Here is a 25,238-nt window from a genome sequence, read left to right on the forward strand (position 1 = left end):
AAATTACTGCCCACGTTCATCCGGCAGGCGCTTCCTGCGACCGGTGAGCATGGATAACGGCAGGTTGTCCCGCACCAGGACACTTTCAAACAGCGCCGCCAGCACGTGGATACACACCAGGGCCAGCAGCCCATTGGCGGCCGTTTCATGGACCTGGAGCGGCCAATCGGCGCCCCACAAGGCGTCGACTTCCTGCATCAGGAAACCGCTGACGCCGATCAGCAGCAACGCCAGCAACATCGACAGCATCACCAGCGCGCCAATGGGCGAGTGGCCCAGGCGATGTTGCGGGCGACCGTTGAGCAACGAGCGCACGTGGGCATTGAGTCTTCTGGGGGTAGGCCAGAAGTCCGCCCAACGTGCACTGCGCGGTCCGACAAATCCCCACACGGTTCGTACCAGCAGCCAGGCCATGGCGTAGTAGCCCAGCCAGACATGCCAATCGTCGCCGGCTTCGTTGAAGAAGTAGTTGGCGACAAAGACCCCGGCAATGGAGGCATGGAACAGCCTCACCAAGGGGTCCCACAAGCGCAGGGATTCGCCGGGCATCAGCCTTTGATCTCCGTCTTCACCGCCTTGCCGGTGACCGGGTCGTGGTAGATTTCGACCTTGCGCTTGTCCTTGTCGAAACCGTAGATCTCGTAGCAGTTGCCGTCAGTGACCTTGAATTTGCTGATGGTGTAGCCGTCAGCCTTGAGTTTGTCCTGGAAGGCTTTTTCGTCTTGCCATTGCGAGCGCTCGGCGGTGGTGCATTGCGGGCCTGCGAAGGCCAGAGGGCTGGCGATGATCAGGGACAGCAGGAGAATTTTGCGCATGGAAAAGCTCTCAGCAGATGTGGGAGATTTCACAATGCAAAACCAACCTTAGGACAATCTTAGTTTGCAACGAGCCGTAACATCTTTGCCGAAATAACCCCGATCAGAACCCGGCATGATGCCGCCGATTCCTCCAGAGACTTTTGCCATGCGCCTACTGCTTGTCGAAGATGACCGTGCCCTCGGCCAAGGGATTCGCGTGGCTTTGGCTGCCGAAGGCTACACCCTGGACTGGTTGCAGGATGGCGCCGCGGCCTTGCACGCCTTGCGCAGCGAAAGCTTCGATTTGCTGTTGCTCGACCTCGGCCTGCCACGGCTCGACGGGATTGACCTGCTGCAACAACTGCGCGCCGGACAGCATGACTTGCCGGTGCTGATTCTCACCGCTCGCGACGGCACCGCCGAGCGCATCGCCGGCCTCGACGCCGGTGCCGACGACTACCTGGTCAAACCTTTCGACGTGGAGGAACTCAAGGCCCGCGTCCGAGCCCTGTTGCGCCGCAGCCAGGGCCGCGCGCAACCGATGCTCGAACACGCCGGCGTCAGCCTCGATCCGGCCACCCAGCAGGTGCGCTACCAGGACGCCGACATCATCGTCACCCCCATGGAGTACCAGTTGTTGCACCAATTGATGGTGCGCCCCGGCAAAGTGGTGACCCGCGAGCGCTTGTCCCGCGCGCTGTACGGCTGGCAGGAACGGGTGGAGAGCAACACGCTGGAAGTGTTGATCCACAACCTGCGTAGAAAGCTGTCCACCGAACTGATCCGCACCGTGCGCGGTGTTGGCTATGTGCTGGCGCTCAAACCATGAATTCCGTACGAGCGCGCATCCTCGTTCCGGTGCTGGTGCTGATCCTGCTCGGAGACGCCTTGATCAGTTGGCTGGTGCTGCGCGACAGCCACCACGAAATCGAGGAGGTCTATGACGCCCAACTGGCCCAAAGCGCGCGCCTGCTGCAAGGCGTGCTGCGCCAGCGCGACCCCGGCGAAGCGGATTGGGACCGCTTGTACCAGGCCTTCGACCAGGCCATGAGCCGCGTGGGCGAGGAGGGCGTGGCCCATCCTTATGAAACCCGGTTGACCTTCCAGGTCTGGAGCAGCGAAGGTGAGCTGCTGGTGCGTTCCGCGCAGGCCCCTGCGCTCGCGGCACCCCCGACGACCCTCGGCTCCCACGATCTGCTGCTCAATGGCAACGACTGGTGCGCCTTCCTCCTGGCCGACCCGCAACAGGGCCTGCTGATCTGGGTGGGCGAGCGCGATGACATCCGCCAGGACCTGATCCAGCGCATCGTGCGCCACACCCTCTGGCCCACCCTGATTGGCGTGCCGCTGCTGACCGTGCTGATCTGGCTGGTCATCGGCTGGGGGCTCAAGCCTCTGCGCGCCATGGCCCGCTCCATTCGTGGGCGCACGGCCGAAACCTTGCAGCCGCTTCATCTGAAGCCACTGCCCAGCGACCTGGAACCCATGCAGACCGCGCTCAACCGGTTGCTGGTGCAGGTGGACGAGTTGCTCGGACGCGAACGTCGCTTCATCGCCGATGCCGCCCATGAATTGCGCACGCCCCTGGCGATCCTGCGCATCCATGCCCAGAACGCCCAGAACGCCGACACGCCTGAACAGCGGTACGAGGCGCTGGACTTCCTGGTAAACGGTGTAGATCGCGCCACGCGCATCGGCAGCCAACTACTGACCATGGCCCGCATCGAGCCACAACTGAAAAACCCCAAGCGCAGCCGTGTGCAACTGACCGAACTGGTGCGCGAAGAACTGGCCGAACTGACGCCGCTGGCCATGGAAAAAGACGTGGAGCTGGTGCTGGAAGGCAATGAGGAATGCTGGGTAGAGAGCGAACCCGTGGCGTTGGCCATTGCACTTCAGAACCTGGTGACCAATGCACTCAACTTTTCCCCGCCGGGCAGCGAAGTGAAGGTGGTGATCGGCGCCCATTGCCTGAGCGTGGAAGACCAGGGGCCGGGGATCGATGAAGAGGAAATGGGCCGACTGTTCGAGCGCTTCTACAGCCGGGGCAATGCGAAGGGCGCCGGGTTGGGGCTGTCGATTGTAGAGATGATCGCCAACAAGATTGGTTGCGACTTAAGGCTCTACAACAAGCCTGGAGGCGGTTTATGCGCAGAGCTGACCTTGAATCGGGTCGCCCCTCGGGTGGATGACCCAGTGAGGGTTGCGCGTTCGGAAGCGATGGATGAACCGGTCGGCTGAAGCCCGTGGCTGCTGTTCACACGGGCATTCTTCGAGCATCGGGTTCGCTCAGATCAACAAGTCCTCATAAAACGCACCAAACGGGCGCTCAGGATGGGCCAATTGGATTTCCAGGATCCACAGGCCGGTATTGGGGTATTGCGCCAGGTTTCCGAGGTCGCCGCCGCGATGAATCGCATGGGGGAAGTCGCTGACCCGGTGGCCCTTGATGTCGAGGTTGAGCGTCCAGCCCATGGCTTTCGCCTGGGCGGCTGCGAAGTCGTAAAGCGCCACCCCGGATACCTGTTCACTGCGCCAGAAGCCCTCGACCTGGTCGAACAGTGTCTTGGCGGCTGCGGCACAGGCGATCATCTGCGGGTCGGAGCCCGTGGTGAAGGTCGCCCCGGCGTCACCCTCATGGCCTTGCCAGACGACGCCCATGTCGATGAAGAAAATATCGTCGGTTCCCAGCTCGGGATCGCCCTCGGAGCGCTGTTTGAACGTCTTGAGCGTGTTGGCGCCGAAGCGCACCAGCAAGGGGTGCCAGATCCGGTCCATGCCCATTTGCGCCAGGATCGTCTTGCCTTGTGCCTGCGCCTCGGATTCGCGCATGCCGGGGGTGATGGCGCGGGCGATCTGATCGATGGCCTTCCAGGTCATCTGCTGTGCATGGCGCATCGTTTCAAGCTGATAGCGCTCACCGACCGCTTCTTTGTTGTTGGAGACAGCATTCATCGTTCATTCCCTTGGCATGAAAGGCGCGGCTCAAGCGCTATATATTTCCATATATTGCGGTAGTCGATATCAAAAATAAAGTTTCCGGTTTCGCTCCCTTGCAGGGTTGCAGCGGCCGTCGCCGAAACCGTGAGTTACTTGGCTGCCCGATGCCTGCAGGGTTAAAGTCAACTTCAAGGTCAATGGGTGTTCTGGAGCGGCGATGAGGATTGGTGAACTGGCGAAAATCAGCGGGTTGGCGCCCTCGCGCATCTGCTTCTACGAGGCGAGCGGTCTGATCCGGTCGGTCGAGCGCAAGGCCAACGGTTATCGTGACTATGCGCCTGAGACCGAGTGGATCCTGCAGATCATCACGGGGGCACAAGCGGCAGGGTTTTCATTGGAGCAGATCCGGCAATTGATGCCGGTGGACGCCAACGGCTGGCAGGAGGAAGAGCTGCTTGGCGGGCTCAGGCAAAAGGTCGAGGAAATCGAAATCCTGCAGCAGCGACTGGCCCAGAACAAGGCCCAGCTGCTGCTGGTCATCAAGGGCATCGAGGGCAAGCCCGAGGGCGTGGCGTGTGCCGACAACGCGCAATTGTTGTTGCACCGCCTGCGTGAAGAAGGGGCGAGGGCAGCCCCAGCCCGTCAGGACGGGGTGACGTCCAAGGGGAAAAAAGCACGCAGGGTTTGAAGCTGAAAAAAATCTGTTGACCTTAAAGTTGACTTCAATCTTAAGGTGGCTGCCTCCCCCCGCTGAGGACTGCCCCATGAGTTTGTTCGACCGCCTGATCCTTCCCAACGGCTCGACCATCCAGAACCGAATCGCCAAAGCCGCCATGGAAGAGAACATGGCAGACGCCGACCAGGCGCCCTCCGAAGCCCTGATGCGGCTTTATCAGGCGTGGGCCGATGGCGGAGCCGGCCTGATCATCACCGGCAACGTCATGGTCGACGGTCGTGCCATGACCGGTCCGGGGGGCGTGGTGTTGCAGGATGACCAGCAACTGGACAAGTTCAAGCGCTGGGCACGTGTGGGTCGATCCGGCGGTGCGCAATTCTGGTTGCAGATCAACCACCCAGGTCGCCAGATGCAGGCCAATCTCGGGCAAAAGGCCTGGGCACCATCTGCTGTGCCGCTGGACCTGGGCTCCATGTCCAAGCTTTTCTCAACGCCTCACGCCATGACCCCGGCGGTGATTGAAGAGGTCATCCAGCGCTTTACCCGCAGCGCGCGCCTTGGCGAGCAGGCCGGTTTCACCGGGGTGCAGATCCACGCTGCCCATGGTTACTTGTTGAGCCAGTTCCTTTCACCGCTGACCAACCAGAGGACGGACGAGTGGGGCGGCTCCCTGGAAAACCGCGCGCGCCTGTTGCTCGACATCGTCAAGGCCGTCCGGACGGTGGTGTCCGCGGAATTTGCGGTGGCGGTCAAACTGAATTCTGCTGACTTCCAGCGCGGAGGGTTCACGGCCGACGACGCCAGGAAGGTCGTCGAGTGGCTCAACGATCTGGGGGTGGACCTGGTGGAGCTGTCGGGCGGCAGTTACGAAGCCCCCGCCATGCAGGGTGATGCGCGCGATGGGAGTACCCTGGCGCGTGAGGCCTATTTCGTCGAGTTTGCCCGCGACATCCAGACCGTCGCCAGGATGCCCGTGATGGTCACCGGCGGTGTGCGCCGACGCCCGGTGGCTGAGAGTGTCGTGGCCAGTGGGGTGGACATGGTGGGCATCGGGACGGCGCTGGCCATCGACCCGGGCCTGCCTCGTGATTGGCGCCAGGGCAAGGACAGCGCCCCTCAACTGCCGCCGATCACCTGGAAGAACAAAGCCTTCGCGGCCCTGGCCAACATGGCGGTGGTCAAGTTCCAGCTGAGTAAACTCAGCCGCGACAAGCAGCCCGACCCGACGGTGTCGCCATTGCGCGCGCTGATCTTGCAGCAGCTCGCGGTGCTCTGGCGCACCCGGCAATATCGGCGTTGGGTACAGAAGCGTCTGGTGTGAGGTGTCGGGGCTTTTCGTGACCGCTGGCGACTGTGCCGGTGTCTTGCTGGGGGCCCTGAACCGGATTTCCCGATCCGCCTGGATGACACGCCGTTGGTTTCGAGAATCAGTTGTTCGGAATTTTTAGTGCCTCGCCGACCTCTTCCAATGTTGCAGCTTTCATCGATACCGTCCTTTTCTAACGGCCTTGGCTATTGAATCAGCACCTCAATCGAGAAGTGGAACAAACTAACGTCGTGGTAGTCTTCAAGTGTGCCCCCTGACAACGAACTGTTCTTGGCAGGGTGGCGGCCCGCAACGCTGGAGTCTTTTTTCCATAGGAGGTTTCGAGTGCCCTGGAAGTCAAACCTTGTAGTGCTTGCCCTGTCTGCCGTTGCCTTTTCGGCGCAGGCCCAATCCGATAATCAAGTGGTCGAGGACATGGTGACTCGCTCGGCCAATGTCTGCCCTGGCCACAGCACTGAGCGCACCTCGCCCACGGTGAAGGCGGTGCCTGTCGGCGCGTTGCGGGTGATGCTCGATCGCGGCTTGGTCATGTGTCCCGATCGGCGTCTCGATGCCGATGCGCCGGCGGTGTTCTACGGCAGGGTCGGCGTATTCGAATGGAACCCCGAAGTGCCTGCAAGCTCGCAAGTGATCGCCAAGCAGATCGACGCCATGACCCGCAAGGACGAGTACCCCTCGGACACCTTGGTTTGGGACGCAACGGGGACGCCCCTCCAGCAGCGCACGGTGCCGGCTTTCGAACCCAAGCCAGGGGCTGCTGTGCTGTATCAGATACGGTAAGCGCTCTGCATCCACACGCCCGCGGGACGAACCTTTCCAGAGAGAGGCAGAATCGGCATGGCGCAGCACCATCTTGGCTTCCCGGGGACGATTCAGGGCCTGGTTTCAGCCGCGAGTCCATGGCCGGCTGAACCTGGATGTCACGAGGCGAAAAGTCTCGTGTCGGGCTAGCCTGGAGAAGGCCCCCTGAACATAAGGAAATGGGCGTCACCATGACAGACCGCGAACGGCTCCACCTGGATGGCTATGTCCTGCTGCGCCGGGCGATCCCGGCCGAATGGCTGGCAGGCCTGCGCGTCGTGTTCGATGCGGGTGTCCGGCCCTCGGATCAATGGCCGACACCGCGGGGCTGGGACTGGCGACATTCGCTGCTTGAGGGTGATGCGCAGATTCAGGCGGTGTGCCGCTTGCCGCCGTTGCTGGCAGCGGTGGGCGAAGTGATCGGCGAACGGTTCTTCCTGGCGCAAGTGGAAGGGCGCGAGCCCCTGGCGGGCGGCGGCCACCAGCAGTTGCACCGCGACCTGTCGGCCCAGCGCCCCGGCGATACGGCCGTCGCCCTGGCGTTCTTCGACGACTATGGCCCCGAGAACGGTGCGACACGCCTCGTGCCCGGCAGCCATCGCCCCGACCCGCAAGCCCCCTCCTTCGATTTCACTGACGAGTCCCGCTCCGTCCAACTGTCGGGTTGCGCCGGTGACATTCTGGTTTTTGACGCCGAACTGGTTCACGCCGCCAGCCTGAATGTGAACGGTGCGCGTCGTCGCTCCATCCTGATCGGGTACTTTTCAGAGCAGCTCTATGCCTCGCACCTGGAGACCGCCGCGCTGCGCAGCATCCAGATGGACACGAGCGAGCGATTCGAACCTTCCGGGGTTGCCTTGGGCCCGCTGTAGCACGACTTCTGCCCAACGCGGCGGGAAGGCTGTCCGGCCGCTCGGCTCATGGCTCGAACTCCGTTTGTAGCATGGCCAGGAATGCTTCCCTGGCAGGGTGCTGGCCGGCGTTTTCAGGCCAGTAGAACAGGTTGTCGATGCCCGTCAGTTCGGCGAACTCATACCCGCTGCAGCCGGCGCCCTGGCGGTATTGTTCATAGATCCCGCGCGGCACCAGCGAGACGCCGGCACCCGCACTGACACACCCGACGATGGCGCCATAGCTGGCGATGCTGACGATGGGTTGCACTTGACCGTGACGCAGCAGCCATTGCTCCAGCGCCAGGCGATAAGGGCAGCCCGAAGGCCACATGAAGATCGCCTTGCCTCGAAGGTCTGCGGCGCTGCGCAACGGTCCGTGGGATTCGGACGCGATCAGCACCAGGTCTTCGCGATACGTCACCACCCGTTTGAGCCCAGGCCGCTCGATGTCGACGGCGACGATCACGCCGTCGAGGCGGTGGCGCTGACTATCATCCAGCAGTTGGGACCAGGTTCCCGTGCTCAGTTCCAGGGACACTTGCGGGTATCGGGCGTGGTATTTCGCCAGCAGTTGCGGCAGGCGCCCGCTGGCGCTGGACTCAATGGCGCCAATGCGCAGGGGCCCGCTCGGCGTACTGTCAGGGCCAACCGCGTGGCGCGCCTGTTCCGTCAAGCTCAGGATTTTTTTCGCATAGTCCAGGAACACTTCGCCCGCCGGGCTGATCCGCAGGCCGCGACCTTCACGAAAAAACAACGCGGTGCCCAGTTCCCGCTCCAAGGACTTGAGGCGCGCAGTGATGTTGGACGGTACGCAGTGCAGCACTTCGGCCGCACGGGCAATGCTGCCGGTGTCGCAGACCGTCTTGAGCATGCGCAGTTGGGACAGTTCCATGGCTCACCCAAAGTGAATGATGGATTGAGTTTAAGTCACTTGTGCTGAGGTGGGAGAGGTTTCGATACTCCCAGGCAAATAGGCCCTGTGCAGGAACTCAGGATGCAAACCCGTGGCATGTCGTTCGAAGGCGCCAAGAGCCTGCGCAAACCGAACGTGAAGGTTCTACTGGCGACGCTGTTCGTGATTGTCTGCTGGGCCTATTCACCGATTGGTATCCACATTGGCTTGCAGGCCTACGCGCCCGGTCAACTGGCGTTGATGCGATTCCTTATCGCTTCGCTGTTCATGACCCTCGTGGCGACGGTGAAGGGGATTGCCCGGCCGCGGCTCAGGGATTTTCCGCTGCTGGCGGTGTTGGGTTTTTTGGCCGTGAGTCTGCACCACATTGCGCTCAATTACGGACAGCGGGGTGTCAGTGCCGGTGCGGCCAGCGTGCTGGCTCAATCCACGCCGCTGTTCAGCACGTTGCTGGCGCAATGGGTCTTCAAGGAACGCGTCTGTGGTTGGCGCTGGGGCTGTGTGTTGTGCGGGCTATTGGGCGCCGCCGTGGTGGTCGCGGGGGATCATGGCTGGGGAGCGGTGGACGCCCATGGGCTGTTGATCCTGTTGGCGGCGCTGTCCTGGAGCCTGTATTTCTCTTTGCAAAAACGCCACGCCCATCGTTACGACGGATTGACCATGGTGTGCTACACCCTGTGGTCAGGCACCCTCCTGTTGTTCGTGTTTGCACCGGGCTTGGCGGACGCGGCGCGCCAGGCCTCGGCATCGGTGAACCTGGCGGTGCTGACCCTCGGCGTTTTCCCCAGCGCGTTGGCTTATCTCGCCTGGGCCTATGTGCTGGCGCACAGCAACGTGAGTCGAGCAACAATGGCGCTTTACCTGATACCGCCCACCGCGATGTCGATGGCCGCCCTGGTGTTGGCCGAGCGTCCCTCGATAATGGTCATGACAGGAACCGTCATCGTGTTGGTGAGTGTGCTTGCGTTGAATTTCGAGCCGAAAACGAAGAAGTCTCCGACAGCTTTTTAGGGTTGGCCCTCGGAAGTGCTCCCCTTACGATCTGACTCTGCCACGGCGCCCCCCTCGGGCATCCGATGCCCAGTCTCTATCGTGAGGACAGTTCGATGCCTGAAACCGTATTCGCCAAGACCGACGAACGGAGTTACCGCGCTTGCGACATTTGGCGTTAACATGGCGACAAATGTCGCAGAAAGGTCAATGCCATGTCCGTAGCCAAGCAAGCAGACGCTTCAATCGTCAAAACCACGGCGAGGGCGAAGAAGGCCAGCAGGAAGCCTACCGAAGTGTTGTTACAGGGCCGCAAGGGGGATGAGCGCTTGTTGATCATCCGCTACGCGCAAGAAGGTTTTTACCTGAGCGACGTCAAGGAGATGCTGTCCACGTCCACGTTGTACCTGGAGCATGATCTGGTTCAGCGCATTACCGGCAAGTCCGTCAGGACCGTCCAGCGCCTGGCGAAGGAGACCCAGCCCATTCGCCTGAACCCGCAGCAGAGCACGGTGGCTTTCCAGTACGCCCAGGTCCTGGAACAGGCCATCAATGTCTTTGGCAGCCAGTCGTTGGCGGAGGACTGGTTGAGAAAGCCCTGCAAGTACCTGGACGGCCACGTGCCACTGGAACTGATCGACAACGCGCTGGGCTTCCAGGTGGTGGAGGATTACCTGACCCGGATCGAACACGGGGTTTACCAGTGAATCCTTTGCCCTGGGAGGGGCGATGGCACGCTTGGCGCCTTGATCGCGAGGTCTACAGGCAGACGTGGGACAGCGGCATTGGTGCGCAACGAAGCGGTGGCCGTTGGAACCCGCCCGGACGACGGGTCATCTACGCTTCGGCTGACCCGGCCACGGCCATTCTGGAGGTGGCGGCGCACCTGGGGTTCGATGCCCTGGACACGGTGCCCCATCTGCTGACCTGCTTCGAGGTGCTGGATCCGGCGCTCATCAAAGTGGTCCAGGCCGAAGACGTGCCCAACCCGAACTGGCTGGCTCCGGCTCGCCCCTCGCCCAATCAGCAGCAGTTCGCTGACGCGTTGCTGGCGCAGCACCCCTTCGTGCTGATTCCTTCGGCGGTGACCCAGCATTCCTGGAACCTGCTGGTGAGCTGCGACCTGGCGGCGGATCAGTTCAGGCTGGTCTCGCAGGAGCGGTTCGGCCTGGATACTCGCTTGGTCAAGTGAGCACCGGCCCTGTTCGATGGGGGGACGGTGCGTCCTTGCTCATTTCTTGAGGGGATAATCCTTGCCCCACAACCGCACGGTGGTCATCGCTTCGTTCATGCCTTCGAACACGAACTTCTGCCGCACGGCGGTTTTCGGCGGGATGGTGACTTCGTCCGGGTTGTCCAGGCCAGTGAGCTTGTTGGCGTAACCGGCCTGGTCGATGGCCAGCAGCACACCGGTCTGGCCGAGATTGATCAGGCGCAGCTGGGTGTCGGTGCTGTTCTTGAAACCGAGGGTAATGGTGTAGATGTCTTCGCTGGATTCCAGTTTCAGCACCTCCACCTGAATACGGTCCTTCATCTGCTCGCCAGAGGCAACGATCGCCGCGCCGTCAGTGCCCTGGACCGATTCTCGACCATCGAGCACGCCTTCGCTGACACCGCCCAACAGGTTCTTTCCCGCCGTGATGAACGTCGAGACGGCGGACTTGGTGGAGTCCTTGATGACGCTGTCCGTCGACTCGCCTTCGGCCAGGCACAGCGAGCTGAACAGGAGACTGGAGACGAGGAGGGTGGCGCGTGACGGTGGAAGGGTCATACCTGGGTCCTTGAGGTGGTCTGCAACGCCCGTGAGCAGGGCGAAAGGCATGATAGCCGCGACAGGTGCTGCTAGCGATCCACGTCCTTGAGTTTTTCCGACATTTTGACCAGGGTTGCCAACGAATCCGCATTCATCTTGCGCATCAGGGCGCCACGCCGCACTTTCACGGTCACCTCGCTCACGCCCAGCCGGGCGGCCACCTGCTTGTTCAACAAACCTGATACCACCAACGCCATGACCTCGCGTTCCCCGTCATTCAGGGTGCCATGGCGGCGCCTGAGTTCGTCCAAGGTCGCCGCCGTCTGGCGTCGTAGCTGATCACGGTCCAGCCCCAGGCTGATCGCGTCGAGCAGGTCCTGCTCGCGAAAGGGCTTGGTCAGGAACTCCAGCGCGCCAGCCTTCATGGCTTTGACCGACATCGGGATGTCGCCGTGGGCGGTGATGAAGATCACCGGGACCAGGATGTTCAAACGGGCCATGTCTTGCTGGAAATCCAGCCCGCTCACGCCCGGCATGCGCACGTCGAGGACCAGGCAGGCCGGTGCGTCCGGCAACCGGGCTTGCATGAACTCGCGGGCCGAGCCGAAGGCCATGCTTGCCAGGCCCACCGAGGCCAGCAGGTCTTGCAGCGAAGCACGCACCGAGCTGTCGTCGTCGACGATGTAGACCATCGGTTCGGCGGTGTCGTGGGCGTCAGTTCTGCTCATCGGGCTCCCGTGTCACGGCAGGCAGGGTGAAATGAAAGGTCGCGCCTGATTGCGGGTTGCTGGCGACCCAGATCCGTCCGTCATGGGCCTCGATGATGGAGCGACTGATGGCCAGGCCCATCCCCATGCCGTCCGGCTTGGTGCTGTAGAAAGCGTCGAACACCCGTTCGTGGTCGTTGCCGGCGAGGCCCTTGCCCTGGTCGGACACGGAAAAATGCAGTTGCCCCGCTTCCAGCCCGGCACGAACGTCGAGGGTCCGGCGATCGTCGTCATCGACCTGGCGCAGGGCGTCGATGGCGTTCATTGCCAGGTTCAGGAGCACTTGCTGGATCTGCACCTCGTCCACCAGCATCGGCGGCAGTCCTTCCTGGATCTGCACGCGCAAATGGATGTTCTGCTCATTCAACTCGCCGGCCAACAGCCGCAGCGCGGCGTTCACCGTGTCGGCCACGTTCAACCACTGCTTGGTCGGCGCCTGGTGACGGGCCATGCCGCGCAACCGGGCAATGATGTCACTGGCCCGATGGGTGTCGGCGAGGATGCGTTCCACGGCTTGTCGGGCCTTGGGCAGGTTGGGCGGGTCATTGGCCATCCAGCGCAGGCACGCGCTGCTGCTGTTGGCGACGGCGGCCAGTGGCTGGTTCACTTCGTGGGCGATGGAGGCCGCCAGTTCGCCGAGCATGTTCACGCGGGCAATGTGCGCCAGGTGCGCTCGGGTCCGATGCACGGTGCCGATGGCGGCCGACAGGCGCAGCGCCAGGTAGGTCGTGCCGGCGATGGCCGCGAGGCTGATCAGCACGTTGATCAGGCCGGCTTCCGAGTCACCGAAGCGGGTGTACCGGTAGCTTAAGATCGTCAGCACCATGCAGGCGACCGACACGCCTGCCACCGCTCGCGCCGGCAGGAGCCTCACGGCGATCAGCACCACCACGATCTGGAACACGCCCACCGCGATTTCCAGGTCGGTGACGGTGTCTATCGCGGCGATGCCGAGCGCCAGGCCCAGCAACAGCAGCAAGCGAAGCGTCAGCTGGGTTCTTCTCATTAACGGTTCATCCCACGGTTGTGTCGGCTGCCAAGGCTTCAGTGACGCAGTGTATACCGCCCAAAACGCTTCAGGAGGGGTTGTCCAGGCTGAACTGGTCGGCCACTTCATCGTAGGCGAACAGCTCGGCGTAGCGTCCCCATTGGGTGACACAGTCCAGGGTATGGACGGCGTCGTGCTCGGACATGAAGTCCTCCAACTGGTCACGGAAGCGCCGGGCCGGTGCGGTACGGGTGGGCCGGTCATCCAGCACCCGGCGCACGTGCCCCGCCAGCGGCACATACCGGAGCAGGTGCTGGGCGAACAATTGCTTGCGCTCATCGACGGTCGAGTCTGCATAGCGGTGCCCGGCCGGCAGCAGGGTGATGTGGCCGTCGTGCATGTTGGCGAAGCGCATCAGTTGCAGCACCTCGGCCACCGGGAAAAGATCGCTGGCGTTGTAGCGCAACGCCTTGGCCAGTTCACGCAAATCCGCCTGGCCGTCGTAAGGGTGATCCTGGACCGCCTCCATCAACCCGGCCAACGCGTTGGTGGAAATCGACGGCAGGACCATGCCCACTCCGCTGCCCGCAAACACGTCCCGGCGCGCGGAACCTGTCGCGCCGCCGCCGGCCATTTGCACGTAGATGTGCTCGACCAGCGCCTGGAAGGCCGGGTCGCTGCGGTTGCGTGGTTGGCTGAGGTCCACGTTGATGTGCGTCATCACCCGCCCCGGGTTGGAGGAAAAGATCAGGATCCGATCACACATCAGCACCGCTTCTTCGATGTTGTGGGTGACCATCAGTATCGATTTGATCGGCATGCGCCTTTCCCGCCACAGGTCCAGCAGGTCGGTGCGCAGGGTCTCAGCCGTCAGCACGTCCAGGGCGGAAAACGGCTCGTCCATCAACAGCACATCCGGCGCCACCACCAATGCACGCGCCAGGCCGACGCGCTGGCGCATGCCGCCTGACAGCTCTTTCGGGAAAGCGCTTTCGAACCCGTCGAGGCCAATCAGGTCGATGGCGGCCAGGGCCCGGCGCCGTCGCTCAGGGGCCGCCACGTGCAAGGCTTCGAGGCCGATCTCGACGTTTTGCAACACCGTCAGCCAGGGGAACAGGGCAAAGCTTTGGAACACCATGCGCACCGAACTCGCATCCCCTTGCGCATCCGCCGGGAAGTCGACCACGCCCGCGGTGGGGGCAATCAACCCGGCGATGGCGCGCAGCAAGGTCGACTTCCCGGACCCCGAGCGCCCCAGCAGGCCGACGATCTCCCCTTCGTCCAGGCGCAGGCAGACGTCGTCCAGCACCAGTCGCTCGGCACTGCCTGCCGTACCGTATACGTGCCCCAGTTGCCGCACATCGACGAGGCAACGTTTGTCGATCACATGCATTGCTCTCTCCTCAATCAATTCGAAGCCGGCGTTCGGCGTAGCCGTACAAGGGGCGCCACAGCAGCCGGTTGAAACCCACCACGAACATCGCCATGACCGACACCCCCAGGGCCACGCGCTGCAAATCCCCCGCCGAGGTGGCCAGGGCGATGAACGACCCCAGGCCCGAGGCATACAGGTGCTCATGACCCCAGGACACGGCTTCGGCGACGATGCTGGCGTTCCAGGATCCGCCTGCCGCCGTCAAGGCGCCGGTGACGTAGTAGGGGAATACCCCCGGCAGCGCGACCTGACGCCACCATTGCCAACCGCGCACCTGGAAGCTGCGCGCCGCTTCCCGCAGGTCGGTCGGCAAGGCGCTGGCGCCGGCGATCACGTTGAACAGGATGTACCACTGCGTGCCCAGGACCATCAGCGGCGACAGCCAGACATTGGGGTTGAGCTTCAGGGCAACAATGGCGACCACCGCGAACGGGAACAGCACGTTGGCCGGGAACGCCGCCAGCAACTGTGCGATGGGTTGCAAGCGCTCGGCCCAGCGCGGGTTCAGGCCGATCCAGACGCCGATGGGCACCCAGACCACGCTGGCAAGCACGATGAGTACGGCGACGCGCAACAGGGTCGCCAGGCCCAGGCCGAAGACCTCGATCACGTCGCCCAGGCCCAGGGTGCTGCCAATGAAGCGCGACAGTTGCACCGCGCCGACCAGGCAAGCGACCGCCACCAGGCTCCTCCAGGCCAGGTCGACCAGGCGGTTGAAGCGGGCGCCGGTGTGGAAGCGGAGGCGGCGGGCAAACCGCGCAAGCCTGTCCAGTGGCAACGCAGCCATGAGGTCTTCCAGCACGAGCAACACCCACGGCACCAGTCGGGTCGCGCGCAGCAGGTCGTAGACCCTGGAGCGTGGGCGTTTTTGCGAGGCGGTCTGTTCGAAGCGAAAGCGGTCCGCCCAGGCGACGATGGGGCGGAAGAACAGCAGGTCATAGAGGATGATCACCCCGGCCATGGCGAATACCGCCCAGGCGATGGCCACGGTGTTTTTCTGCGCGATCGCCAAGGCCAGCCATGAGCCGATACCCGGCAAGCTGACGGTGGTGTCGCCGACGGTGATGGCTTCGGACGCGACCACGAAAAACCAGCCGCCGGACATGGACATCATCATGTTCCACACCAGGCCAGGCGTGGCGAAAGGCAACTCGAGCCTGACAAAGCGTTGCCAGGGTGAAAGCGCGAACTGCCGGCTGACTTCCTGGAGGTCGTGGGGCACGGTTCTCAGCGACTGATAGACGCTGAACGTCATGTTCCAGACCTGGCTGGTGAAGATGGCAAAGATCGCCGCGCATTCCACGCCCGTTTCCTTGCCCGGAAACAGGCCCATGAAGAACACCACGGTAAAGGTCAGGAAACCCAGCACCGGCACTGACTGAAGGATGTCCAGCGCCGGCAGGATAACGAGGGCCGCCTTGCGGCTCTTGGCGGCCAACGTGGCGACGACCAGGGAAAAGACCAGCGAGGCGAAGAGGGCGATGAACATGCGCAGGGTGGTGCGCAAGGTGTAGGCCGGCAGGTGGCTCAGGTCCAGGGACAACGGCGATGAAACCAGGGCGCCGAGAGGCTGGTTCATCTGTTCGACGCCATAGAAAATGAACGCCGCCAGCAAGGCGATGAGGCTGAGCAGGGTGACGTCGGCCCACCAGGATGCGTGCTCGTTGTCGTTCAGGGAGGGCAATGCGGGGGCACGGAATGAAGAGCGCATCGAGCACCTCGTTCAGGGTGTCGGTATTGACGTGCGCTGAGGTTAAGGCGGGGCCCGGGCGATGACCACTGAGATTAAGGGCGCGAAACGATACCTTGGTATAGCCGTGGCGAAGGCCTGCGTTCTGATCCGGTTTTTTTGCCGGCAGGTGGCCCTGTCATGCAACGGCAGGCCCACGCCAGAATAGGGCAGGCACGCGGTGCCCAATTCACACGTTCATTGGTTGCAATTCTTTCAGGAGGGCTCATGGCGAAGATGGCGATGTTCTTGGGTGGTTTTTTGGCACTGACCTTGTTGATCGGTGTGCTTGCGACGATTTCGCCGGTGTGAGCCGGCGAGGGTAAGGGCTGCCGTGGCTAGCGGTGCAGGATCACCTGGGCGATATCCTGCAAGCCGATGATGCGCTGGGCGGCGTTGAGCTTGATGGCTTCCTTGGGCATGCCGAAGACCACGCAACTGGCTTCGTCCTGGGCCACGGTGCTGCTGCCGGCGTCGAGCATTTCCTTCAGGCCGCGGGCGCCGTCGTCGCCCATGCCGGTCATGATCACGCCGGTGGCGTTGCGTCCGGCGAACTTGGCCACGGAGCGAAACAACACGTCCACCGACGGCCGGTGACGGTTGACCAGCGGGCCGTCCACCACCTGCACGTGATAGAACGCGCCGCTGCGGGTCACCATCATGTGTTTGCCGCCCGGAGCGATCAACGCCAGGCCCGGGTGGATGCGGTCGTTGTTGCGCGCCTCGCGCACTTCGATCTGGCACAGGCTGTTGAGCCGGGCGGCGAACGAAGCGGTGAACTTTTCCGGCATGTGCTGGACGATCACGATGCCCGGGCACACGCGAGGCAGGGCGGTGAGCACCGCTTCCAGGGCCTGGGTGCCGCCGGTGGAGGTGCCGAGGGCGACGATGCGCTCGGTGGTCTGCGCCATGGCGTGGCCATTGGCGGCGGGCAGCATGGCGTCGGCCGTGAGTTTTGTGGCGGGCGTTAGTGCGACCGGGGCGGCGCGCTTGCCCAGGTTGCGTACATTGACCTGGGCGGCGGCGCGGATCGCCGCCACCAGTTCCGGTGCCGATTCCAGCAGGAAATTCTTCAGGCCGGTGGTGGGCTTGGTGATGATTTCCACTGCCCCGGCGGCCATCGCCTGCAAGGTGGTTTCCGCGCCCCTGGGGGTCAGGGACGAGCAGATCACCACGGGCGTGGGGCGTTCGCTCATGATTTTCTTGAGGAAGGTGATGCCGTCCATGCGTGGCATTTCCACGTCCAGTACGATCACATCGGGCCACTCACGGGCCAGTTTGTCCATGGCAAAAATCGGGTCGGACGCGGCGCCCATGACGTGGATATCCGGGGTGTCGCTGAGGATCGCCAGCAACACCTGGCGGACCACGGCCGAGTCATCCACCAGCAGTACATTGATCTTTTTTGACATGGTTAATGCCGAGTCCTTATCGGTTGGTGCCTGACCCACACATCGCCATTGCACAGGTCGAAGATGATGCTTCGGTAGCCGGTGCTGCCCATGTCCTGGGCAATCAGGTCGAGGCGGTAGAGGGCGGTCATTTCCAGGGCGGCGTTGATGTTCAGCCGTGCCACATCACCGTAGGGAATGTGGCGTTGCAGTTCGGGGAACATCTCGCCGCCGCCGAACAGCTTCAGTTGGTAGTCTTCGGGGTCGGTCCGGTGGGCCCGCGCCTGGCGAATGAACAGCTCGATGGCCTCGTCGGCGTACAGGCCGTTGAGGGCCGTGGAGCAGCGTGAGCGGCTGGGCAACATGAAATGGCACATGGCGCCGATTTTGCGTACGGGGTGCCACAGGGTGATTGCCACGCAGGAACCGAGGATCGTGCGCAGCCGGGTCGGGCAGGTGGCGAAGCGGAATTCCCCCGGCGCCAGGTACACCTCCTGCACTTCCCTCATCAAGGCGCTCATGGCTTGCGATAGATCGAGGGGGCCACCAGTTTCAACGCATCGGACACGCCGTTGAGGCTTTCCGAATGGCTGATGATGAAGTAGCCGCCGGGCTTGAGTCGGGGAATCAGGCGGGCGACGACCTTGCTCTTGGTGGCTTGATCGAAATAGATCATGACGTTGCGCAGGAAGATCACGTCGAACTCTCCCAGGTCGGGCAACGTGTCGTTGAGGTTGACCTGGATAAAGTGGACCCGGCTGCGCAACGTCCTGTCGATGAGGAACGTGCCTTGCTGGCTGCCGGTGCCCTTGAGGCAATATTTCACCAGCAGTGGATGGGGCAGGGTGCGTGCCCGTTCCATCGGGTAATGCCCGGAACGGGCCTTGGCCAGTACTTGGCTGCTGATGTCCGAACCGATGACTTCCCAAGGCGTGGTCCCCAGCCCTTCGGCCAGGGTCATCGCCAGGCTGTAGGGTTCTTCTCCCGACGAACTGGCGGCGCTCCACAGGCGGAACGTCTTGCCCGGCGTGGCGTTGGGCAGCACCTGCTGGCGCAGGAAGTCGAAATGCTTGGGCTCGCGGAAGAAGTAGGTTTCGTTGGTGGTGAGCAGGTCCAGCGCCACCTGCAATTCATCGGTGCGCTGGCCGTTCATGATCAGCTTGAAATAGTCGCCGTAGCTGTCCAGCTCATAATGCTTGAGGCGCTTGAACAGGCGCCCGGCGACCAGGGCTTTCTTGGCCTCGGACAGGTTGATGCCAGCGGCCTGGTACAACCAGGACTGGAACTGGCTGAACTCCCGATCGCTGAGGGCCACTGAATTCACGGTGCGTTCCTTGCAACTGTCGACGTTCACGGGGCCTCGACTTCCAGCGCGGTCGGGCTGGCTTCGGCGAGTTGCGACATTTCGTCGATGGACAGCACGCGCCCTACCTCCAGCACGATGACGAACTTGCCATCGACCTTGGCCATGCCGCTGATGAAGTCGGCGCGGATCTTCGCCCCGAAGCTGGGCGGCGGTTCGATCTGCGACGACGGGATTTCCAGGACGGCCGAGACCGTGTCCACCAGCAGGCCGATGTCCTGGGCGTGGCCGTCCTCGATGTTGGCTTCGATGATCACCACGCACGAGCGTCGGGTGATCGTCGAGTTCTGCCGGCTGAACCGCGCCGACAGGTCCACCACCGGCACGACCGCGCCGCGCAGGTTGATCACCCCGCGCACGAAAGCCGGCATCATCGGCACGACCGTGAGGTTGCCGTACTCGATGATTTCCTTGATGCACAGGATGCCGATGGCGAACATCTCCGTGCCGAGCATGAATGTCAGGTACTGCGCTTCTTCCTCGACCGCGGCGGCGGTTTGACGTGTCGTAGCGATGGCGCCCATGCCTGTATCTCCTTTAAGCGAGCTTGTGAAAACCGACCGTCAGAACCGGGTGAATTCGGATTCGTCCGGAGCGCTCGCCATGCTGTAGGCAAAGGCCTTGGGCAGGGCGGGCACGGCGGCGCGCGCCGGTTTGCGGCTGGACGGGCCCGGGGTGTTGTCGACTTTCAGCGGCTGGCTGGCCGACTTGGGCGGCGTGTCGAGGGTGAAGAAGCTCATGGCCTGCTGCAGTTGTTCGGCCTGGCTACTCATCTCCTCGGCGGTGGCGGCCAGCTCTTCGCTGCTGGACGCGTTCTGTTGGGTCACCTGGTTGAGTTGGGTCATGGCGGTGTTGATCTGCGCCACGCCAGCGGCTTGTTCCTCGGAGGCCGCGCTGATTTCCTGCACCAGGTCCGAGGTCTTGTTGATGGACGGGACCATCTCGTTGAGCAAGTGCCCGGCAGTCTCGGCCATGTCGACGCTGCTGGAGGACAGCTCGCCGATTTCCTGGGCCGCCACCTGGCTGCGTTCGGCCAGTTTGCGCACCTCGGCGGCGACGACGGCAAAGCCCTTGCCGTGTTCGCCGGCGCGAGCGGCTTCGATGGCGGCGTTGAGGGCCAGCAGGTTGGTCTGGTAGGCAATGTCGTCGATGATGCTGATGCGCTGGGCGATTTTCTTCATCGCCACCACGGTCTGCTGCACCGAGTCGCCGCCTTCGGTGGCTTCCTTGGCGGCCTTGCTGGCCATGCCATCGGTGACCTTGGCGTTCTCGGTGTTCTGGTTGATGCTGGCGCTCATCTGTTCGATGGACGCGCTGGTTTCCTCGACGCTGGCCGCTTGTTCGCTGGTGGCCTGGCTCATGGATTGGGCCGTGGCACTGACCTCTTCGGAGGCGCTGGCCAGGTTGTCCGCGGCGTTGCGCACTTCACCGATGATGTGGGAAAGCTTGCCCACCATGTTCTGCATGGCGTTGAGCACCATGCCGGTTTCGTCCTTGGAGCCGGCTTCGATTTTCGCGTTCAGGTTGCCTTCGGCCAGTTGTTCGGCCACCGATGCGGCTTGCTTCAGGGGGCGGGAAATGATCCGCGAGATGAACAGCGCCAGGCCCAGGCCGGTCAGCAGGGCAGCCGCCAGCACGGCAATGATCGACAGGCGCGATTTCTCGAACAGTGCGGTGCCGCGTTCGCTGGCCGCCCCGGCACCGGTGTCATTGAGGTCCACCAGTTTCTGCAGGTCGGCGGTCACCAAATCGAAGCGACGCTTGGACTCGCCCCGCAGCAGGGCATGGGCCTGGTCCGACAGGTTCTGCCGGGACAGTGCCATCAGGTCCTTGCTGACCGCCAGGTAAGCCACCCAGTCAGAGCGGGTGGTCTCGAACAGCTGGCGGTCTTCGGCGTTGGAGAGCAGTTTTTCGTATGTCGCCAGACGGGTCTCGAAGGCCTTTTTGGATTCTTCGGCTTCCTGTTCGACGGTGTTGCGTTCCTGCTCGGAATCGGCGGTGATGTGACGGTTTTCCTTGAGGCGATAGTTCGCCGCGAAGAACCGCATGCCCGAAGCGGCGCGCATCGACGGCATCCAGTTGTCGCGGATCTCCTGGGTGGTGCCGTTCACCTCGCCCAGCTGGATGATCGAGAACACACCCATGGCAGCGGTCAGGGCCAGCACCATCAGAAATGACGTGATCAGTTTGGTGGCGATTCTAAGATCGTAGAACCATTTCATCGGGAAGTACCTCTCCATGGAATTGCTAAAGCGTCAGCGAGCAGTGGCTTGTTGAAATTGAGTGGTGTAGCGGTTTTCTATCTGGGCGATCTGGGTCAGCAGCGCGGGAATGTCGAGAATCAACGCCACGGCGCCGCTGCCCAGGATGGTCGAGCCGCTGATGCCGCGCAGGGCGCCGAACAGCTTGCCCAAGGGCTTGATGACGGTCTGGAATTCACCCAGCAGGTCATCCACCACCAGCCCGGCCTTGAGTTCGGCGTAGCGCACCACCACCACGTTCTGCCGGCGCGAAGCCGGGCCTTCGTGGTTGAAGTGGTCGCGCAGGTAGACCAGCGGCAGGACTTCACCGCGCAGGTCCAGGTAACCCTGCTCGCGGCTGGCGATCCCGTCGTCCTCGCTCAGTTCGACGCACTCCTGGACCATGTCCAGCGGGATGACGTAGGTGGACTGGTCGATGCCCACCAGAAAGCCGTTGATGATTGCCAGGGTCAGCGGCAGGCGGATGCGCACCACGGTGCCCTGGCCTGGCTGGCTGTCCAGGTCGACGGTGCCGCGCAGCAGGGTGATGTTGCGCTTGACCACATCCATGCCCACGCCCCGTCCCGACAGGCTGGTAACGGCCTGGGCGGTGGAGAAGCCCGGTTCGAAGATCAGGTTGTAGATCTCCTGGTCGGTGGGGTTGGCGCCGGGGGACACCAGCCCGCGTTCCTGGGCTTTTTCCAGGATTCGGTCGCGGTTCAGGCCTGCACCGTCGTCGGCGATTTCCAGCACGATGTTGCCCGAGTCGTGGTAGGCGTTGAGGTGCAAGTGCCCCTTGGCCGGCTTGCCGGCCGCCAGCCGCGCCTCGGCGGTTTCGATGCCGTGGTCCATGGCGTTGCGCAACAGGTGCATGAGCGGGTCGCCGATCTTTTCCACCACGGTCTTGTCCAGCTCGGTTTCGGCGCCGTTGATGATCAGGTCGATGTCCTTGCCCAGTTCCTGGCTGACGTCGCGCACCACCCGGCGGAAGCGGTTGAAGGTCTCGCCAATGGGGATCATGCGCAGGCGCAGGGCACCGTCGAGGATCTCCTCCACCAGGGCGGACACGCTGGAGGTGGATTCCTGCAACGGTGCGTTATGGCAGGTGCGCGCCAGCAGGCTTGCGCCGGCGCTGGCGATGACCAGTTCGCCCACCAGGTTGATCAACTCGTCCAGCTTGTCGGCGTTGACCCGCACATAGGCGCCGTCCTTGGCCTTGTTGTCGGTTGTCGTCGGTTGTTTGTCGAGGGCGACCCGGGAGGCCGTCCGCGGGGTCTTGCGTTGGTCCGGCAACAGCTCGCCGGTGGTGATCAGCGCGGTGTTTTCCTCGGGCTGTTCCGGCTGGGTGGTGACCAGGCCGGTATTCGCCGCAGGCGCGGCATCTTCAAGGGCGATGATTTCGATGACGCAATCTTCGCGGACAAAATCGAAGACTTCGTTGATCGCCTGATGGCTGGCCGCCGAGCTGAACTCGATGTCGAAGCCCAGGTAGCAGGATTCGGCGTCCCAGGCTTCGATGGCAGGCAGGGCGTCCGTCAGGGTGCTGATCTCGACGACTTCACCGAGGGTTTGCAGATAACGCAGGAACGACAGCGGGTCCATGCCATTGCGAAATACCTCCTGGCCGAAGCGCAGGGAAATGTGCCAGAGGCGCAGTTCGCCGGGTGCCTGCGCCACGCTGCTACTGGCCGCCGTGGATGTGTCGGTGGAGGGAGGCGCCTGGTATTCCTGCAGCACCTGGCACAGCTCCATCTCGCGTTTCAACGCCGGGGGCGTCAGTGTCCCGCCCTGGTTGGCCACCACGTTGATCAGCTCCAGCATGTGATCGCTGGACTTGAGCAACACGGCGATCAGGCCGGTGTCCACCTCGACGCTGCCATTGCGCAGGCGATCGAGCACGTCTTCAACGATGTGGGTGAAGCTGACGATCGGTTCCAGGCCAAACAGCCCGGCCGAGCCCTTGATGGTGTGGGCTGCGCGAAAGATCGCGCCGATGGCGTCATCGTCGCCCGGGTTGGTTTCCAGTTGCAGCAACGACTCTTCCATCGCCTGCAACTGTTCCCGTGCCTCGACGATGAAGGTCTGTTGTGCCTGATCGAGATTGATGCTCACGCTCATATCCTTTGTCGTGTCGGGCCGCAATGCAGGGGCCTAGGCCGGCAGGTTGCACAGCTCGAGTGTTTCGGTGACGGCTTTGCTGCGACCGGTAACGGTCAGGTGGGTGCCGGCCTTCGGCGCCTCGCGCAGCACCATCAGCAGCAGTTGCAGACCGGCGCCGTCCATTTCAGTGACCTGTGACAGATCCACCTCCATGCGCGGCGTGGCCCCCAGGTGGGGCAGCCACTGTGCGGACAGGTCGGCGGCGGTGTAGATCGTCAGCTCACCGTCAATCTGCACCTGCGCGGTGTCATCGACGGTTTCGTACAACAACGGCATTGCAGCCTCCGGCCCTCAGGGCAGAATCAGTTTGGACACCGCCGCCAGCATCTGCGCCGGTTGGAACGGCTTGACCACCCAGGCCTTGGCCCCGGCCGCCTGGCCTTCCTGCTTCTTCGATTCCTGGGACTCGGTGGTCAGCATGATGATCGGCGTGAACTTGTAGCTGGCCAGCTTCTTGACCTCCTTGACGAAGGTGATGCCGTCCATGTTCGGCATGTTCACGTCGCTGATGATCAGGTGGACTTTCTGACCGGTCAGCTTGCCCAGCGCGTCCTTGCCATCGCTGGCCTCGATCACGTCGTAGCCGGCACTTTTCAACGCGATGCCGACGACTTGCCGAACGCTCGCCGAGTCGTCGACAACCAATACACTTTTAGCCATGAACGGCTCTCCTAGAAGAAGGTTATTTCCTGTGAAGCTTGCTGCACGCTCGAGTCGCCGTGGTGATTGCGGCGTTGCTCGTCGGTGGCATAAGTGGTTTCCATGCGCGCCAGCCATTGGCGGGCATCGATGGCGACGGCTTGGTCGGGCGACTGGCTGGCCTGCTGCAAGTGCACATGCAGGTCTTCGATGTTGTCGCGCACGTGGCTGAGGATCTGGCTGACCCGATCCTGGAATTGCAGGCTGACCAGCACTTCGGTGAGTTCGTCGCGGATCCCGAAGCTTTCCTGTTGCAGCAGCTCGGCCGAATCGACCAGGCGCCCGGTCACGCTCTTGAAGCGCTCCAGCACGCGCTGGATGCTTTGCTCGGAGGCACTGACCGAATGACTGTCCTGGTCTGCGCCGCTGGAGGCGGCCTGGACCAGTTGGGTAATGGCGGTGTTGATGATGTCGACCTTGGCCGACATCTGCTGGCCGGTCTCGCTGGACTTGCTCGACAGGCTGCGCACGGCGTCGGCCACCACCGCAAAACCACGCCCGGCTTCACCGGCACGGGCGGCTTCGATGGCGGCGTTGAGGGCCAGCAGGTTGGTCTGGGCGGCAATCGCCGCGACGTCGGCGGCCATGGTCCGCAGCTCGCCAGTGTAGGCGGTCAGGTTGCGCACCTGGGCCAGGGTTTCATCGCGGCTGGTCTGGGCTGTTCTCAAGATGTCGATGAGCTGGACCAGCTCGCTTTCACTTTGGGCGAGCACCTGCACGGCACCGCCGCTGCCACTGCCGGCCAGTTCGCCGGCGGCTTGCTGCGAGGCTTGCACGGTGTCTTCCAGGCGGGAGGAGATACCGGTGAAGCGGCTGGTCAGCGAGACGATCGCGGTTTCGGTCTGCTGCCGGGAGCTCTCCACTTGCTTGGCCCAGATCGGCATGGCGCCCAGGACCACTTCGTTGAGTTGCGTGTTGGAGTGGTGGGAGCGCTGCTCGCTGGCGTGCCGTTCATGCTGGGCAGTGGCCGCGGCGAATGCACGGTCGAACTGCCGGCGCTGCGTCCGCGCGCCCCACACGCCCGCGGCAATACCCAAGGCCAGGATCACCGCGCTCAACGCAATGTTCTGCCCGCTCAGGCCATTGAGCAGCAGCACGCCGATGCTTGCGACGGCGGCCACGAGCACGGGGTTCCAGAGCAGGCGTGGTTGGATAGAGGTAAAGGAATGACCGTGTGAATACGACGTCATGGTTCGGTCCTTGAACAGTGTTGCTACAGGTTATTGGCGAATAACTGGTTATCTGCGACCCCTGGTCAGACTTGAAGACCAGTCGTCCGATTCCGACCGCTGTAGGCAATGACCTACGCAGCGCGTGGCACTGTGCTATCTCAGACTAGACGCTGTCTCCCAATTGTCGAGTCGGACCGACGAAGC

Annotated in this window: 28 protein-coding genes; 10 read left to right on the forward strand and 18 right to left on the reverse strand. The window is 63.0% G+C overall.

The window, feature by feature from the left end:
* Positions 1-3: 3 nt before the first annotated feature.
* Together V3H56_RS10520 and V3H56_RS10525 are read right to left on the reverse strand one after the other, a co-directional pair.
* Positions 4-549, reverse strand: coding sequence for a cytochrome b/b6 domain-containing protein (locus V3H56_RS10520; RefSeq protein ID WP_042728487.1), 546 nt, complete (start codon positions 547-549; stop codon positions 4-6).
* Complete coding sequence (locus tag V3H56_RS10525) at positions 549-815, reverse strand: PepSY domain-containing protein (RefSeq protein WP_042728488.1); 267 nt, start codon at positions 813-815, stop codon at positions 549-551. Before V3H56_RS10525 ends, V3H56_RS10520 begins: the two co-directional genes overlap by 1 nt.
* 148 nt (positions 816-963) lie before the next feature.
* On the opposite strand from V3H56_RS10525, the gene V3H56_RS10530 reads away from it, so the two are divergent.
* Entirely contained in the window at positions 964-1,626 is a 663-nt protein-coding gene (locus tag V3H56_RS10530; RefSeq protein ID WP_047735622.1) for a response regulator, read from the forward strand.
* The gene (locus tag V3H56_RS10535) at positions 1,623-3,038 is read left to right on the forward strand and encodes an ATP-binding protein (protein WP_338474558.1); all 1,416 of its coding nucleotides are present in this window, start codon (positions 1,623-1,625) and stop codon (positions 3,036-3,038) included. The genes V3H56_RS10530 and V3H56_RS10535 overlap by 4 nt, the downstream gene beginning before the upstream one ends.
* A gap of 48 nt (positions 3,039-3,086) precedes the next feature.
* Here V3H56_RS10535 and V3H56_RS10540 read toward each other — a convergent pair whose 3' ends face one another.
* The gene (locus V3H56_RS10540; RefSeq protein ID WP_042728490.1) at positions 3,087-3,752 is read right to left on the reverse strand and encodes a M24 family metallopeptidase; all 666 of its coding nucleotides are present in this window, start codon (positions 3,750-3,752) and stop codon (positions 3,087-3,089) included.
* Positions 3,753-3,954: 202 nt separating this feature from the next.
* Here V3H56_RS10540 and V3H56_RS10545 point away from each other — a divergent pair, with 202 nt between their 5' ends.
* The 4 genes from V3H56_RS10545 to V3H56_RS10560 all read left to right on the forward strand — a co-directional run bounded on the left by V3H56_RS10545 (position 3,955) and on the right by V3H56_RS10560 (position 7,413).
* A complete protein-coding gene (locus V3H56_RS10545) occupies positions 3,955-4,425 on the forward strand; it encodes a MerR family transcriptional regulator (protein WP_338474559.1) in 471 nt (156 codons plus the stop codon).
* Positions 4,426-4,501: 76 nt separating this feature from the next.
* A complete protein-coding gene (locus V3H56_RS10550) occupies positions 4,502-5,734 on the forward strand; it encodes an NADH:flavin oxidoreductase/NADH oxidase family protein (protein ID WP_338474560.1) in 1,233 nt (410 codons plus the stop codon).
* A gap of 330 nt (positions 5,735-6,064) precedes the next feature.
* Positions 6,065-6,520 (forward strand): hypothetical protein, encoded by a 456-nt coding sequence (locus tag V3H56_RS10555; protein ID WP_338474561.1) that lies wholly within the window; start codon positions 6,065-6,067, stop codon positions 6,518-6,520.
* 212 nt (positions 6,521-6,732) lie between these two features.
* Entirely contained in the window at positions 6,733-7,413 is a 681-nt protein-coding gene (locus V3H56_RS10560) for a phytanoyl-CoA dioxygenase family protein (RefSeq protein ID WP_042728499.1), read from the forward strand.
* Positions 7,414-7,459: 46 nt separating this feature from the next.
* On the opposite strand, the gene V3H56_RS10565 is transcribed toward V3H56_RS10560, so the two are convergent.
* The gene (locus V3H56_RS10565) at positions 7,460-8,326 is read right to left on the reverse strand and encodes a LysR substrate-binding domain-containing protein (protein ID WP_042728494.1); all 867 of its coding nucleotides are present in this window, start codon (positions 8,324-8,326) and stop codon (positions 7,460-7,462) included.
* A 102-nt stretch (positions 8,327-8,428) separates the two neighbouring features.
* Between V3H56_RS10565 and V3H56_RS10570 the strand changes: the two genes are divergently transcribed.
* The 3 genes from V3H56_RS10570 to V3H56_RS10580 all read left to right on the forward strand — a co-directional run bounded on the left by V3H56_RS10570 (position 8,429) and on the right by V3H56_RS10580 (position 10,529).
* Entirely contained in the window at positions 8,429-9,358 is a 930-nt protein-coding gene (locus tag V3H56_RS10570) for a DMT family transporter (RefSeq protein ID WP_212803653.1), read from the forward strand.
* Between the two features lie 194 nt (positions 9,359-9,552).
* A complete protein-coding gene (locus V3H56_RS10575; RefSeq protein ID WP_047735612.1) occupies positions 9,553-10,044 on the forward strand; it encodes an antitoxin Xre/MbcA/ParS toxin-binding domain-containing protein in 492 nt (163 codons plus the stop codon).
* Positions 10,041-10,529: an RES family NAD+ phosphorylase gene (locus V3H56_RS10580; protein ID WP_047735610.1), complete on the forward strand. Its 489-nt coding sequence runs from the start codon at positions 10,041-10,043 to the stop codon at positions 10,527-10,529. Before V3H56_RS10575 ends, V3H56_RS10580 begins: the two co-directional genes overlap by 4 nt.
* A 39-nt stretch (positions 10,530-10,568) precedes the next feature.
* Here V3H56_RS10580 and V3H56_RS10585 read toward each other — a convergent pair whose 3' ends face one another.
* The 5 genes from V3H56_RS10585 to V3H56_RS10605 all read right to left on the reverse strand — a co-directional run bounded on the left by V3H56_RS10585 (position 10,569) and on the right by V3H56_RS10605 (position 15,991).
* Positions 10,569-11,108, reverse strand: coding sequence for a hypothetical protein (locus V3H56_RS10585; RefSeq protein WP_047735609.1), 540 nt, complete (start codon positions 11,106-11,108; stop codon positions 10,569-10,571).
* 71 nt (positions 11,109-11,179) lie between these two features.
* Positions 11,180-11,818, reverse strand: coding sequence for a response regulator (locus V3H56_RS10590; protein WP_212803654.1), 639 nt, complete (start codon positions 11,816-11,818; stop codon positions 11,180-11,182).
* Positions 11,805-12,863 (reverse strand): HAMP domain-containing sensor histidine kinase, encoded by a 1,059-nt coding sequence (locus tag V3H56_RS10595; protein ID WP_047735605.1) that lies wholly within the window; start codon positions 12,861-12,863, stop codon positions 11,805-11,807. The genes V3H56_RS10590 and V3H56_RS10595 overlap by 14 nt, the downstream gene beginning before the upstream one ends.
* Positions 12,864-12,933: 70 nt before the next feature.
* On the reverse strand, positions 12,934-14,238 hold the full coding sequence (locus V3H56_RS10600) for a nitrate/sulfonate/bicarbonate ABC transporter ATP-binding protein (protein ID WP_212803655.1): 1,305 nt from the start codon (positions 14,236-14,238) through the stop codon (positions 12,934-12,936).
* A 10-nt stretch (positions 14,239-14,248) separates the two neighbouring features.
* Positions 14,249-15,991, reverse strand: a complete 1,743-nt coding sequence (locus tag V3H56_RS10605; protein ID WP_212803656.1) for an ABC transporter permease subunit — start codon at positions 15,989-15,991, stop codon at positions 14,249-14,251.
* Between the two features lie 159 nt (positions 15,992-16,150).
* On the opposite strand from V3H56_RS10605, the gene V3H56_RS10610 reads away from it, so the two are divergent.
* A complete protein-coding gene (locus tag V3H56_RS10610; protein ID WP_160310715.1) occupies positions 16,151-16,321 on the forward strand; it encodes a hypothetical protein in 171 nt (56 codons plus the stop codon).
* Positions 16,322-16,347: 26 nt separating this feature from the next.
* Here V3H56_RS10610 and V3H56_RS10615 read toward each other — a convergent pair whose 3' ends face one another.
* The 9 genes from V3H56_RS10615 to V3H56_RS10655 are packed head-to-tail and all read right to left on the reverse strand — an operon-like array spanning position 16,348 to position 25,052.
* A complete protein-coding gene (locus V3H56_RS10615; protein WP_042730621.1) occupies positions 16,348-17,421 on the reverse strand; it encodes a chemotaxis response regulator protein-glutamate methylesterase in 1,074 nt (357 codons plus the stop codon).
* A gap of 2 nt (positions 17,422-17,423) precedes the next feature.
* On the reverse strand, positions 17,424-17,921 hold the full coding sequence (cheD, locus tag V3H56_RS10620) for a chemoreceptor glutamine deamidase CheD (protein WP_080922096.1): 498 nt from the start codon (positions 17,919-17,921) through the stop codon (positions 17,424-17,426).
* The gene (locus tag V3H56_RS10625; protein ID WP_042730623.1) at positions 17,918-18,754 is read right to left on the reverse strand and encodes a protein-glutamate O-methyltransferase CheR; all 837 of its coding nucleotides are present in this window, start codon (positions 18,752-18,754) and stop codon (positions 17,918-17,920) included. Before V3H56_RS10625 ends, cheD begins: the two co-directional genes overlap by 4 nt.
* Entirely contained in the window at positions 18,751-19,287 is a 537-nt protein-coding gene (locus V3H56_RS10630) for a chemotaxis protein CheW (protein ID WP_338474562.1), read from the reverse strand. The genes V3H56_RS10625 and V3H56_RS10630 overlap by 4 nt, the downstream gene beginning before the upstream one ends.
* Positions 19,288-19,326: 39 nt before the next feature.
* Positions 19,327-20,985 (reverse strand): methyl-accepting chemotaxis protein, encoded by a 1,659-nt coding sequence (locus V3H56_RS10635; RefSeq protein WP_042730625.1) that lies wholly within the window; start codon positions 20,983-20,985, stop codon positions 19,327-19,329.
* Positions 20,986-21,018: 33 nt separating this feature from the next.
* On the reverse strand, positions 21,019-23,115 hold the full coding sequence (locus tag V3H56_RS10640; protein ID WP_338474563.1) for a chemotaxis protein CheA: 2,097 nt from the start codon (positions 23,113-23,115) through the stop codon (positions 21,019-21,021).
* Between the two features lie 39 nt (positions 23,116-23,154).
* The gene (locus V3H56_RS10645; protein WP_047735595.1) at positions 23,155-23,439 is read right to left on the reverse strand and encodes an STAS domain-containing protein; all 285 of its coding nucleotides are present in this window, start codon (positions 23,437-23,439) and stop codon (positions 23,155-23,157) included.
* A gap of 15 nt (positions 23,440-23,454) precedes the next feature.
* Entirely contained in the window at positions 23,455-23,823 is a 369-nt protein-coding gene (locus tag V3H56_RS10650; protein WP_042730627.1) for a response regulator, read from the reverse strand.
* An 11-nt stretch (positions 23,824-23,834) separates the two neighbouring features.
* Positions 23,835-25,052: a methyl-accepting chemotaxis protein gene (locus tag V3H56_RS10655; RefSeq protein ID WP_338474564.1), complete on the reverse strand. Its 1,218-nt coding sequence runs from the start codon at positions 25,050-25,052 to the stop codon at positions 23,835-23,837.
* Between the last annotated feature and the right edge of the window lie 186 nt (positions 25,053-25,238).

Source organism: Pseudomonas sp. MS646, assembly GCF_036693845.1.
Classification (GTDB): Bacteria; Pseudomonadota; Gammaproteobacteria; order Pseudomonadales; family Pseudomonadaceae; genus Aquipseudomonas; species Aquipseudomonas chlororaphis_E.